The sequence below is a fragment of the Ornithinibacillus bavariensis genome (assembly GCF_018333235.1).
Classification (GTDB): Bacteria; Bacillota; Bacilli; order Bacillales; family Amphibacillaceae; genus Ornithinibacillus; species Ornithinibacillus bavariensis.
This window is the reverse complement of record NZ_BORP01000006.1, coordinates 138,913-152,172: the sequence shown is the minus strand read 5'-3', so window position 1 is coordinate 152,172 and position 13,260 is coordinate 138,913. Positions and strand designations below refer to the sequence as shown.

Genomic DNA, 13,260 nt, shown 5'->3' with positions numbered 1-13,260 from the left:
ATTTAATATCAATTACCTTAAGCGTTAGGAAAGATCACCTCCTAACGTTTTCTTATTGCTTCTACGATTTCTTTAATTTCTTCGTCTGCCGTGATTCTTACTAACTCTTTATTAACAAATCTATAACCAGATAATTCTTTTTTAAGTACATTATTTATGTAATCCTTTACAGTCTACTTTAACCAACCAATATCTATTAAACTTACATAATAAAATCTGATTCCAACAACACAAGAACGTTAGTTCAAAAAAACTAACATTCTTTGGTTAAATAAAAATATATCACTACATAAAATATGTTAAATTGAACCCCTTTAGCATTCTAACTTTGCCACACTAAGCATTAATCCAATTGAAAAGACACTACCTATAACTTTTTAGATAATCCACTTAGTTCTCATTAAGAAAATTCGAGTTCAGATATGTATAATCCTTTCACTTCATTTGTTACTCCACTGATTCAGTGCAATTACAAACATTTTCAATTTTATAGTCATTACAACTATCACACATTTCCATGGAAATAACTATACCGCCATCTTTATGGTTTGCACATTTATACCAAAGACATATCCCTCCATCAAGTTCTTCAGAATATATAAGTGAGTTACCACCACAATCAGGACATATTCTATAATCTTCCACTTGAATATCTTTCTGCGTAAACTTACATGCTAGACATTCACAAGAAGTAGGATAACCTTCTTCATACGTCATTATTAAGCCATATGAACCACAGGCATAACAACAACCTATAGAATAATCTCTATTCTCTTGGTGATATATCTCTTTATAATATCTCAATACATTTTCCACTGAGAATGCCTCATACAATCTTTCCTCTAATGGGTCGTATTTCATCTCGGTATCTAGGTAAGAAAAAACTGGACATAACAACTGATAGCTTAACTTCAATAAAGTACCTCTTATTTCCGATACTGTTGACTCATAACAAAAGTGTTGAATCTTATTTCTTAATTTAGATGCTTCTTTAGAAAAAACATTTAGATTCGCATTATACTCATTCTTCAATTCAGGTGCATATTTTTCTACAGCATTACATAATGGATGCACCTCCAAAGACTTACAGGAATAAAGTTCTTCAATTGTCGGATGCAATGGATCTAAACATTTCTTAAACAAATCGTTCTTATCGAACGCGTAAATAGGATCTATTCTGAATAATATCTCTTTTAACAACAACTCCGCTGCATGACAAAAGTCTAAAACAGCTCTCCTATAATCGTAAGCATTATCATTATTAATAGCTATTTCTAAATGTTCCAACCCATGCTCTATTGAATCATATGCGTTCTCCCATAAAGTTATCTTGATCATTATTATTTCCCCTTATTTACATTAAATTATTAAAAGTGAACATTATAGTACAAATTTTTAAATAGGTTCATATACTCGATTGTTGAATTTTCATCAAACTTTTAAAGTGTTTTAACATACATTTAATGGAGTATAAAACTTCAACTTTTAGACACAAAAAAACTATTTTGTTATTGTCTTGAAGTTAGTCTATAAATAAACACACAGAAGGTATAAGACTTATAGACAACCAGGAGAATGATACATCATGGCAATATTAGAATATGCAGGAGTTACTACCTGCACAAGATTTAGAACTTCAAGTAGAGCAGCTACAGAAATACGGTTATCATAGATTCTTCCAGTAAAAACAAAGTGGTGCAAAATCCGACCGTCAGGAATTAGCAAAAGCATTGGATTACCTTCGATTAGGTGATAAATTTTTTTAGTATATAAAGTAGGTAGACTAGCTAGAAATATTTTAGATTTACGTAAAGTCACTTATGATTTAAAGAACGCAAAGAGGGTGGGACATAACTACCCAAAAATAATTGAAAATATGGCTCCGAAAATCGTCCCAGCCTCTTATTCAATTGGAATAAAATCTTAAAAGATAAGACTAGGTAATACTTAAATTTTTCACCAAAATTTTTACTATACTACAGAATATGTCTTTAATTATTTTTACTTCTTTTAAATATTTCACCATACTCCATTAATTCTTTTAAGTAAAACTCTCGATTCAACATAGAAGCAAAAGTTTTTACTACGTCTTCCAAGTACTTTTTGTCAGTTTTAAAAAAATTACTAACACTTGTCACTTTTCCAGCTTCATATTGATTTGAGTATGAAGTCGATAGTATTCCGACTAAAAACTTTATCAATGAATCTAATTTATTATTAATATCATCTTTGGTATAATTCGAAATAAAACCATCATAGATAAAATCATCACTATCTATAATACTAGTATCCTCTCTTAATTCTGCTAACTTAATATCATCATTGATTATTCTATAGATGACCCCAAACAAACCAAATAAAATATACTTTCCATTACTAAAGACATTTGCTTCTTCTGAATTGAATACTTCTGTTCCCTTCTTTTTATATTCTTTTGATAATGCTTCAAACCGCTCATTTAAATCAATTAAGTCTATAATAAATTTCCATTTTTCAGTTTGCTCGTAGTTTTTTCTAAATACTTGTTTATATGACTTGTTATTATTAAATAACGATTTCTTATTTGATCTAGCAGTTCCTGGTTTTTGATTTACAAATGAATAAACTAATTGAGCAAAAATATCGTTTTTGATTTTTATATTTAAGTTTTTCGGTAATTGTTCTCCTCTCTTAATCTCCAGACCAATACCATGTCGCTTTAATAACCTTTGTAAATTTATCATCTCTGGTGCATTTGACTTCAAATCCTTTGGTTGAATTGGCTTCTGTGAGTTGGTAGCTTCAGCAATTTTATTGAAAAACATCATGGAATGTTCTGGTCGCATTTTTTCTTTACTCGCAACAATTTTACAAGGGATATAAAACTCTTCTTTATTATTACCCTTATAAGATCCAATTAATGTTGTCGTTTGACCACCATTAACAATTGAGAAATTATATAATCTAATCGTGTCTCCATCTGTTGAAAAGTCATTACAGGCTATCGTAAGCCCATTATTTAAAAACCAAAACTCATCTCTGTTTTTATTTAAAGTATGATTTATACCATCGTCTACACTCTTACTTTTAATATACCTTCTTATATTTAAATTAAATAACCCTTTGTTGTTATATTTATTATATAACCTTGAAATTGACTGTGAGCTAACATTAATAAACATTCCTTTTTGCTTGTCAGTATCGTATTCTAACCAGTTTTTTGCTTTGTCAATTTTAATTGTATCTTCAGGAACTACTTCGAAACTCGATTTAACTTTTTCTATTAGGTCGTTTATATCATTCGGTGCATAAAACGCAATTTGTGATACCTTATTTTCCAAATCCCCTATTCGCTCTTTTGTTCCTTCAAAATCAAACTTGCTTAATGATGAGAAAACAATCTCAATGTTACCTTCTGTTTCATCTGTAAGTCTATCAATTGCATTTTGAAAGGCTTCTTTTACTTTTTTATTATATTTTCCAGTATGGCCTTTATAAAAATCTTCAATGGTATTTACAATTTTATGAATCTCTGATAGACATTCCTGGGCACTTACATTTGGAGAATATTTATTTTGCCCAATTATTACTTTATACTCTTCTTCATCAAAATAAACAAAATCAAGGCCCCCATCATCGCTACCATCAGTAATGCAACTCTTTATATCAAACCAAATATTTTCTAGTTCATTTTCCTTAAAACAATAATATTGTAAAACAAGGATATTGAACGCTTGATCACTCGTTATTGTTTCAGAAAATTTTTTACCAATTTTTTTTATCGTTTCAATTTCAGTTTCGATATCTTTTATTTCATCAGTTAATGTTATCAATATCATATCCCCCTTAAATGAATATTATTTTAGAAATCTATCATTACCTATTGGAATCATATTTATAAATCCAAAGAGAATTAAATTAATTTAATCTTTTTGGACTAAAAGAATTCTTCCGCTGTTTGGATCATCTAAGTATGGTCCTTAGCTTCTTTTACAACCTTAAATAATATTTATAAATAATCTAAATCAATAATATTTTATGTTTAAGAATTTACTTGGTAAAAAACGCTCATCTATTATTGATGCAGCTTGCAATGATATTATTAAATGAGGTTTATATCTACATTTACTAATTTAGTATTCCAAATTCAAGTTGTAAAAAGGAGTTTACAAACCTATTACCCTATCAGCTACATACATTTAAACCCTTTGAAATTCTCTCGGTAAGAGCATCCTAATTATGTGCAATAAAATTTCTCGTCTTTTCAAGCTCATCCATTATTTGTTTAAACCTTATCTCAGTTAGCATTCCAAAATCAACAAATCCTAGTAAGTCCTCTTTCTCTCCCTCCAACCATGAATCCTTTAAGGCTGTTCGTTGGCGCATTTCTGCATAACCTTTTATCTTATTTGGCAATTTAATCCACCAATTGACTTCCTCTTTTTCTTCTAAAGTTTCTCTTTTTTAAGACCTAATCTCATTCTCAAAACAGTGTAACAGTGCATAAAGCCTCGCCATTTCAAGAGAATTATTCTTTCTAATTATGCTAAAAGATGAGAGTGATTCTATTAGAAGTTGTTCTTCTGTAAAATTTGAGTTTGCCCCTATTTGAATACCTGCCGTTTGAAATTTTGATGCCTCCGACTCTAATATTAAACCTCTAAAAAAAAGTCCCTCAAAGCCTTTAGATTATTATCCAATGAGATGCTCCTTTATTGATTTAAATATAGCATTATAAACTTCAATGTCCTTAGGAGCTGGTAAATGAATTTGTATATTATATTGCAAACTTGGAGACACAGCCTTAAAACTTTCTTTCTTTTCTTCTCTATCTTTAGGAGCTATTTCAGTTGTTATTGTCACATTCCGGATTTCTTTCGATCTATCTTGTTCATGGTTAATATCAGCTATATCCAACAAAGCAAAAAATGTTTTACACATAAGTTCTGCACTTCTCTCAAAGATATTTATTTGCGCTTTTAAACTTTCCTTAATTAAAATAGGTAAGATTATGCTTCTTTTATAGTCTCACCCATTTCCCTCCTTGATTGTGGGGCATCCATTCATGGTATCTTGAAGTTGGAGCGCCTTCAGAAGAGAGAAATCCCAATGCCTTAAAGATTGGGATAAATGCCCTATAATTGGTAGAGGCAAACCCAATATCCTTTAGATGCTGCTGAGTAAACTTACTTGGAGCTTGTCCATGAACCTGCGTATACACATTTGCTAAAGCCAATTTATAAACCACCCTTCTCTTTTACAGGCCTCAAAGCCTTTATACATAGAAATTGTAAACCTAACTTTCTCTATTATTATACTGTCATTACTAAAGTATGCAAATATTCATTCACTTCTAAAAACGTTGTTTTAGAGTAACCGCACTCACTTATGATAAGGCTCCCCGTATCAATTTAAAGGTAGCATCTATAAAAGAAGGCGAGAATATTTATCTCGCCTTAATTATTATTTCTAATCACTTATTAATAAGTCTGTAGGTGTAATACCTATTTCTGTGCAAATCTCGATATACTTATCTTTGTATTCCTGATTTTCATTAAAAAAACTATGAAGATTAACTTGTGCTGTATTAGGGAAATACTTGTATTTATCAAAAACACTGTTTAAGGTCGAAACTATTAATTCGTTAAGTCCTTTTACTTTAATATATGTTATTACTAACCTATAGTTAGCGTTTCCCCATCTAAAGTCATCAATTAGACGTTCAGTAAAAACACCGTTTTCAAAGACCTCTGAATATCCAAATTGATCAAAGAATCTAATATCCTCTTCTGTAAGATTATCATACTTGGGATTAATCACTCTTTGGAAAACTTCCCTATGCTCTGATTTTTCAATAAGATTATGTCGAAAAAGTTCTGATAAGACCGAATAACAATTTATATAACTTGGTATTCTCTCATACCATAAATTCCGTTCGTTCCCATGTTTCATTAATATGTATTAGATCATTCCAAAAGTGTAGAAATGTTGATTCATCATCACTGCTAATAAGAATGATAAAGTCATCGCAATAATGCCTATCTTCTTCTAAAAATAACTGGTGTAACCTACTATAAAATGTTTCAATTTCACTTTCTTCAATACTATGCATTATTTCATTTATCAATTGATCAGTAGGTTTACCTATAGAATTATACGCAATATCATAATGCCTTTTGATCTTTAACAAAATCGAATCCATATTCCCATTTACAGCAAATTTCCCCATATTAGAAGAGATAAACAACCATAAAGTTTCAACATGAGCATAGTCTATTTTATTTCTTTTTGAATGAGCAGAATCATTTCTTCTGTCTTTCCAGTAAAAAACTTGTCTTCGCAAATCATCTGATATTGAGAAAATTACTTTTCTTGCATCTGTTCTCTTAATACATTCTAATGTTTCAGTATCCCATCTATCATCATTTCTTAAATTGGAAACTATCCTTTCCCAATCTCCCTCATGAATGTTGTCTGGCTTAGAAGAATTTAATATTTTCCATCTTATTACAGACAAAAAACCCATAAAAGAGGTCAATAATGACGCCCTATAGGCTCCTGCTTTATAGCAAACTATAGATTCCCTAAATAAACTCATTGATTCAGAATCAATATTTTGTTTTTCCAACCAATCTTCGAAATGCAGTTTCATAATAACTTCCCCTTATATCATTTAACCCATCTTTTCTTTTAATCTATAATATGTGGTAATTACACTGGTATAATACTGCATCATCCAGTCATACCATATTTCTCTACTATATTCCGTTCGTTGTTTCTGGTTATTATGACGTATAATAAATTGATTTACTACTTCAAAAATTAATTTATCATGTGAATTTTTATTTACTTCGTATTCATTATTTAATAAATCCTTTAGCTCTTCTCTAAGAGGTTCCAATATATCAGATAAAATGTTTATAGCCTTCTTTTTAGATTCTTCATTCGCGTTAAATCTATAAAACATTTCAAGGCAATGATTTATCCGAAAAGGGACATCCTTATTGATTAACCTGAGTTTGTCCCTTTTTAACTTTATTCAATTCTTTACACTTTGCCAATCCCTCATATCAATGGAAGTATTAATTGTTGTTACAAATAATATTATTTAATTTGTAGGCACTTCTTTATAGGAAAAATAGGTTTCCAAAAGGTAGATGCACATTGTCCCGCTTAAATTGATTGCAAATTTTGCATGCCGTTCACTTGGTTTATAGTATACCTTGCCTTTGCCATGTGAGTCACCGTAAGCATTTCTTAAAGAGCCTAATCCACCAATTACACCATTTATTGAACCTAATATTTGTTTAAATATATCCTCACCATGTTGATCTGGAGACAATTTAAGTTTGTTTGCCACTTTCTTATAAAGCTGATTTAAACTTTCTGTTTCTTCATATTCCAAACCAATATCGTCAAGAATCCACTTTAGAGTACTTTCAAGCATGGATCTTGTTGCTGTAATTGAATCCTCTGGGTCAGTTTTTGCCTGAGTTAATGCTCTTTCCCAGTCCTTTTGAACATGAGGAATTTCATAATTATTCGTATAGACATTAACATCCAATTGAATATTCGTTTCGTTTAATTCATGTATCTTTCCATTTTTAAATATAAAGCCATCTCTTTCTAGTAACATTAGAAATTGCTTCCACGAAGAATCAACTAGAAAATAATTATTGTCAGAGTTTTCTATATAAAACAGTTCAAATATATTTAGTAATTTTCTGATGTCACCCGGATTATTAAGGTCAAGGGTGGATACATATGAGTTTGCTAATGTTCTCCTTTGACCACTTAAATTTGATGTATGTGATTCGGATTCAAATATGTGCTCAGATTCAAAAAGTTGTTGTATCCTATTCAATGTACTAAAAGTAGTTAAAACATCATAAAAGACGAGAATTGTTCTCTTACTTATCATCCAACTTCCCCCCATCTTGTATATAATTTTCCTAAAGTAAAGTATTAAAGGTCACTATTAGACCGCTATTAGATTTCAATTTCCTCAACCTTTTCCATACTATATATCTTTTCTTTCACCGCTAGTTCGATAACATCTATAATTGGAATTACTTCACTAGAAACCACACCATGTTTTGTTATCCCTCTTACAGCTATTGCAATTACTTCATTCATCTCATTTACAACTGGGCCTCCACTATTACCTCCATAAATAGTAGCACTTATTTCAAAGCGTTTTTCTATTGTTCCGATACGAGATTTATCTGTATACCTTTCACCCAGAACAATACCATCTTTAATACTAGAATCCATATTTTCCCGGTAATCTGGATAACCTATTAATTGTATCTTTTGGTCTTTTTCTATTGATTTGTTGAAATCAAAACCATGACCTTTAATATCAATACCATTTACGTCTAATATAGCTATATCTTTAATAGTGTCGTAACTTAATAATTTTGCATAATATGATTTAGTCGAGTACTTAGATCTATTTATTTTTATCCTTGTATCAGGCTTAGCCCCAAAATCTATCATCTCAATATAACTCTTGAAAACGTGTGCATTTGTAACCAATCCAATCCCTTTTAGGAGAAAACCCGTCCCCTGTTCAACAATAATTTCATCTTTAGCGCCATCATCAAACGAAAAACTATAGTATAATGATTCAATTACAAATGTATTATCTTCTTGAAATTTTCTTTTAGAAAATAGGCAATCTTATAAAAGGAAATTGCAAGTTCACATTATTTTTAAGTATCTCGTTGCATCGCTTAGCGAACTTCAAAAATACATCGTCTTCTTTTCCCTTTATTTGTCCAATGTATGAGATCATTCCTCTTAATACATCAAACATATCAGGAACACTATTATTTTTTTGTTAACGAAACTTGTATTTTTCTTTAAATATAGATTTTGCAATTTCAATATCATCTATATTTTTCTCTATGCAATGCAAAATTGATCTGACTCTACGAATGTATCTTCTATTCACGTTTAATTTTTTATTTACTGTAATCCCAGTAACTATTTGTCGTTCATATTTACTACTTAATCTAGTCTTACTATCATTAATTAAAAAGCCATTTTTCTTAATTATGTTATTAATTTCCTTCGATAGGCTAACGGAATTGTCTTTTATAAGTGCTATTCTTTTCTGTAAAAATTCGCTTTTCGTAGAAAGAGTAATATCATCTGCATATCTGGTATATATACAGTTATTCTTTGCTGCCAGTTTGGATAGCTCTCTATCCATTTTATATGAAATGATGTTGGATATTATGGGTGAGGTTGATGCTCCTTGGGGTAAAAATCCTTCATAGTGGCAACATGTATTTGCAAGAGTTGAAGAAACAGTATTATTGAAACCAAAATAATAAGTAAACATTGACCTAACTCGTCCAAAATTTATATTTTCAAAGTAATTTTCTAGGTCGAAATTCAAAATATAGTTTCGCTGAACATGTTTTGATGCGTTTGTTTTTATACTTCGTCCTACAATAAAGCCATGTGAATTCGGGTGGTTAGTGTAATCAAGAGTCAAAATCATTGAAAATTTCTTCTGGATGATAGATAGATTCTCTTTAGGTGAGTAAATTGTTCTATCATTTCCATCTTTTTTAAATTACAAATGTGCTGTAATTTTGTTTATTTGAATCCACCAATATGTTCCATAGTTCTTTGGTGGGCACCTCTAGCATATTCGCTATGTCCTCAAAATCTTTCAAGGACTTAAATTTATCTATAATGGTGTTTTTATCTGTAAGTAGACTAGGATTCATACTTTTTTTATTACTAATAACCACCTTAAGCGGGAAAGCAGTATAATTCTACCTCTCTATTAGCACATATATAAATAGCGAAAAAATTAAGCATAATAAGACTGTGACATACCTTAGTATATTACCGTGGCGATTTCACCACGAAAGTCAATTATTTCCTGTTCCCCTCAAAAGAAACTATACTATACAACCACTTAATTGTCTTACCTTAGTATAAACTTTGAATAAATTGCTTTTTACTACCCTCTTTACTCATATTACCTCCTTCCTCTTTGAACTTCAATCTAGTAATTAATAGCTTCAAGGGCATATCCAAAGCCATTGCTATTCTCCATACTCTCTCAACAGTAGGTGTATTGCGTTTCCATCCATAAAACCTGTGACCCCAGATTTCATTCGCCAACAGCTTCTAGAATTCCTAGACTTAATAGAATACTTAGGGCCTCTGGAATTCAGACACTTACTTGCAGCGTCTATTGATAAGATAGAAGCTAAAAAGAAAAGCACATTCAATTTTCCTTCATTGCACATCTACCTGAAGATGAATCGAGTAATTGGATTCCTTCATTTATTAAAAAATATTGTATACGATTTAGAAAACCTACCCCTTTCATCATAAAGGGTTTATATTTTAAATAAAATCATTACCTACTTATGATAAGGCTCCCCCCTAACAATCCGAAACCCCCGATAAACCTGTTCAAGAAGAATCAACCGCATCAACTGATGAGGAAACGTCAACTTAGAAAACGACAGGGCAAAGTCACTCCGCTTCTGCACTTCTTCACTCATCCCAAGTGATCCACCAATCACAAATGCCAGCTTACTCTTCCCATACGTTGCAAGCTCATCCATCTTATCTGCAAGCTGTTCCGAGCTAAGCATTTTTCCGCCTATCTCTAATGTAATGACATACGTATCCTGCCCAATATGCGATAGAATTCGTTCGCCCTCCTTTCGCTTTATCGCTATCATTTCCGCATCACTCATATTCTCCGGTGCCTTCTCATCCGCTACCTCGACAATCTCTACCTTGGCATAAGCAGATAGCCGCTTCATATACTCATCGATTCCTTGTTTTAAGTATTTCTCTTTTAGCTTTCCCACTGAAACGATTGTAATCTTCATTTCCATTCCGTCCTCTCAAGGATTGTCTACCAATAGTGTACCAAACCTATAGATTTTTACCACTCTACACAAGACTTTATTCCTATGAAAACCCACACTTCTCGTCCTCGCATTCAGGACGAAACGCCTAATAATTTCTATTCTATTAATCTCTCAAGATGAATATATATTATAAAGTTCAGATTTTCCGATTCATTAGTCCTAAAAATCCCTCTACAAAATAACCCAAAACCCTACAAAACTACTATTCTTTGTTGACATTCCTCGACAAGGATTTACAATAAACATAAGAGTATTCTATATTTTGGCACGAATGCCATTGATATACAAAAATATATTGCTAGAACTATGGAGAGGAAGATTACATGTCAAAGGAAACTATTGAAAAGAAAGGGCTTGGCTGGTTCAAGGGAAATCGCACTTCAGATTCCAATGAAACCTGGGAAAATATTATAACAGACAAGGAAACCACTCAAGCACCCGTAGAAGAGGTACCCCTTACCCCAGAGGTTGCCGATCAACTTGAAACTGCAAGTAAATCTATTTTTTCCAAGGAAAATCAGGACAAGGTATCACTGGACGTAATTGTTGCTGTGGAGAACCTATTAAAAGACCGTCAATTAGTGAAGATAAAACACAGCACAGTAGAGAAGCGCCTACAGGAAGCGAATGAGATGATTACCCGCTATAAGCAGGATTTGGAGAAGCGTGACCAGCTCTTAAATGAAAAGAATAAGGAAATTCAAGGTCTAGAAAACAGCTTAACGAACAAGCAGATGTCCTATGACCAATTGTTAGAAGATTATAAAGAATACCAGCAAAATTCCAATACGGAGTATGAACAGATTGTGAATCAGCTAGAAACCTCACAGGACAAATATGAAAAGCTAAAAGAAGAATCTACGAAAAGCCAATATGAAAGCATGCTGAAGATTAATGAACTAGAAGAGAAGATTCGTAGTATCGAAATCGAGAATAAAAAGTATGCTTCCCAGTACCAGCAAATCGTAGATGAAAAGAATGAATTAATGCAAACCATTAATGACTTCACCCAGCGGATGTCTATTAGCTTTGCACCGAAAACAACGACGAGTTCAACAGAGCAAGCGTAAGAGATAAGGAATACCTTCATTATAGAAGGGGGGAAATTAGCGATGTATCAATTAAAGCTACTTCAGTTGCTTGGCATTCATGAATACGAGAATAGCTTTTATTTAGAGATCAACCTACAGTTGGATGAGGAAGCTCACGTTTTCTGGGAGGTCGACTCCGAGACGGCATTAAGTCTGAAGCGTGTGAGTGATTTTTCCAATGAACATTTATATCGACTTTCCTTTCATACAAATAACAATAAAAGTAGTATTACCAAACACTATCTGGACCAGAGTACACGTATCGAGTTCACCTGTTCAGACCAATACATAGAAGCACTGACAGCATTAAAACAATTGGAAGCGATAACAGAATTAGACAAACTTCCTTTTATTTCTCGTAAATTAGCGAAGAATACTAGCCAAGAGGCTAGCCAAATGCTAGAATCAGAGGTAAAAGATGGTAGTGTACCGAAAACGAAGCGAAAGCTTTCTTGGCTAATCACACCTCTCCTTATCACAGTTCTTGCCATTTTCACTGCATATACAGGACATTCTATACTGATAAGTGCTAGCACGCTTCCTAGTGGTGAGGCGTTATGGGTAGATCGTCCTTCTGCGGACAAAGCATTATCGCTGGAAGAGGAGCAAGTGAAAGAAAAGCCGAAAACGATGTTATTAAAAGAAAACATCACGATAGTAGAGAATCATAAGACTCCATACGTTGAACTAATTGAAGACATTTCTAGTAAACTACCAAAAGGGATGGTTGCTTTAACCTTTGATGATGGCCCTTCACAGTTTACGGGTGAAATTGTTGATATTTTAAAGGAGTTTGGAGTAGGCGGAACCTTTTTTACCATTGGCACGAATGTGAAGCAGTACCCTGAACAGGTGAAGTATATCGCTGAAAATGGTTTTTCCATTGGTACCCATTCGATGACACACGCTAATTTAGCAGCAAGCTCCAAGTCTAAGCAAGAAAAGGAATTAGTTCAATCATCGGAGGCTATTGAAGCAATCACTGGTGAACAGGTAACGTTATTTCGACCACCGTTCGGGGCAATGAATGACACGACGACACGTATTGTCACGAGTCACGGTAAGAAAACCGTTTTATGGAACAATGATACGAGAGACTGGGAAACTCGGAATGCCGGGAAAATTATCCAACATATTAAGACTACAGATGTTACTGGTTCCATTATTCTTCTTCATGAAACAAAAGCAACAGTAGATGCACTACCAGCAATTATCACTTATTTACTGGAGCAAGACTTACAGATTGTCACATTGCGTTAATCGGTAAGTGGTTTCAG

General features: G+C 32.4%; 15 protein-coding genes. 2 read left to right on the top strand and 13 right to left on the bottom strand.

The window, feature by feature from the left end; all coding sequences use genetic code 11:
• Positions 1 to 41: 41 nt before the first annotated feature.
• The 13 genes from KI338_RS17940 to rlmH all read right to left on the bottom strand — a co-directional run bounded on the left by KI338_RS17940 (position 42) and on the right by rlmH (position 10,850).
• Positions 42 to 158, bottom strand: coding sequence for an AbiJ-NTD4 domain-containing protein (locus KI338_RS17940; RefSeq protein WP_212921850.1), 117 nt, complete (start codon positions 156 to 158; stop codon positions 42 to 44).
• A gap of 289 nt (positions 159 to 447) precedes the next feature.
• Positions 448 to 1,338 carry a hypothetical protein gene (locus KI338_RS14555; RefSeq protein WP_212921737.1) on the bottom strand — a complete coding sequence of 297 codons (891 nt, stop codon included), beginning with the start codon at positions 1,336 to 1,338 and terminating at the stop codon, positions 448 to 450.
• Between the two features lie 219 nt (positions 1,339 to 1,557).
• Positions 1,558 to 1,731, bottom strand: coding sequence for a hypothetical protein (locus tag KI338_RS14550; RefSeq protein WP_212921736.1), 174 nt, complete (start codon positions 1,729 to 1,731; stop codon positions 1,558 to 1,560).
• Positions 1,732 to 1,991: 260 nt separating this feature from the next.
• A complete protein-coding gene (locus KI338_RS14545; protein ID WP_212921735.1) occupies positions 1,992 to 3,812 on the bottom strand; it encodes an AIPR family protein in 1,821 nt (606 codons plus the stop codon).
• Positions 3,813 to 4,212: 400 nt separating this feature from the next.
• The gene (locus tag KI338_RS14540; RefSeq protein WP_212921734.1) at positions 4,213 to 4,395 is read right to left on the bottom strand and encodes a hypothetical protein; all 183 of its coding nucleotides are present in this window, start codon (positions 4,393 to 4,395) and stop codon (positions 4,213 to 4,215) included.
• 276 nt (positions 4,396 to 4,671) lie between these two features.
• A complete protein-coding gene (locus tag KI338_RS14535; protein WP_212921733.1) occupies positions 4,672 to 4,920 on the bottom strand; it encodes a hypothetical protein in 249 nt (82 codons plus the stop codon).
• A gap of 79 nt (positions 4,921 to 4,999) precedes the next feature.
• The gene (locus KI338_RS14530) at positions 5,000 to 5,215 is read right to left on the bottom strand and encodes a DUF5343 domain-containing protein (protein ID WP_212921732.1); all 216 of its coding nucleotides are present in this window, start codon (positions 5,213 to 5,215) and stop codon (positions 5,000 to 5,002) included.
• Positions 5,216 to 5,448: 233 nt separating this feature from the next.
• Positions 5,449 to 5,799 carry a hypothetical protein gene (locus KI338_RS14525; RefSeq protein ID WP_212921731.1) on the bottom strand — a complete coding sequence of 117 codons (351 nt, stop codon included), beginning with the start codon at positions 5,797 to 5,799 and terminating at the stop codon, positions 5,449 to 5,451.
• 97 nt (positions 5,800 to 5,896) lie between these two features.
• Positions 5,897 to 6,631, bottom strand: a complete 735-nt coding sequence (locus KI338_RS14520; RefSeq protein WP_212921730.1) for a hypothetical protein — start codon at positions 6,629 to 6,631, stop codon at positions 5,897 to 5,899.
• 456 nt (positions 6,632 to 7,087) lie between these two features.
• A complete protein-coding gene (locus KI338_RS17805; protein WP_244853643.1) occupies positions 7,088 to 7,900 on the bottom strand; it encodes an abortive infection family protein in 813 nt (270 codons plus the stop codon).
• 68 nt (positions 7,901 to 7,968) lie between these two features.
• Positions 7,969 to 8,517, bottom strand: a complete 549-nt coding sequence (locus KI338_RS17800; RefSeq protein WP_244853641.1) for a S1 family peptidase — start codon at positions 8,515 to 8,517, stop codon at positions 7,969 to 7,971.
• Between the two features lie 304 nt (positions 8,518 to 8,821).
• Positions 8,822 to 9,508, bottom strand: a complete 687-nt coding sequence (locus tag KI338_RS17795) for a reverse transcriptase family protein (RefSeq protein ID WP_244853666.1) — start codon at positions 9,506 to 9,508, stop codon at positions 8,822 to 8,824.
• Positions 9,509 to 10,370: 862 nt separating this feature from the next.
• Entirely contained in the window at positions 10,371 to 10,850 is a 480-nt protein-coding gene (gene rlmH, locus KI338_RS14505; protein WP_212921729.1) for a 23S rRNA (pseudouridine(1915)-N(3))-methyltransferase RlmH, read from the bottom strand.
• A gap of 365 nt (positions 10,851 to 11,215) precedes the next feature.
• On the opposite strand from rlmH, the gene KI338_RS14500 reads away from it, so the two are divergent.
• Complete coding sequence (locus KI338_RS14500; protein ID WP_212921728.1) at positions 11,216 to 11,962, top strand: hypothetical protein; 747 nt, start codon at positions 11,216 to 11,218, stop codon at positions 11,960 to 11,962.
• Between the two features lie 42 nt (positions 11,963 to 12,004).
• The gene (locus tag KI338_RS14495) at positions 12,005 to 13,243 is read left to right on the top strand and encodes a polysaccharide deacetylase family protein (RefSeq protein WP_212921727.1); all 1,239 of its coding nucleotides are present in this window, start codon (positions 12,005 to 12,007) and stop codon (positions 13,241 to 13,243) included.
• Positions 13,244 to 13,260: the final 17 nt, after the last annotated feature.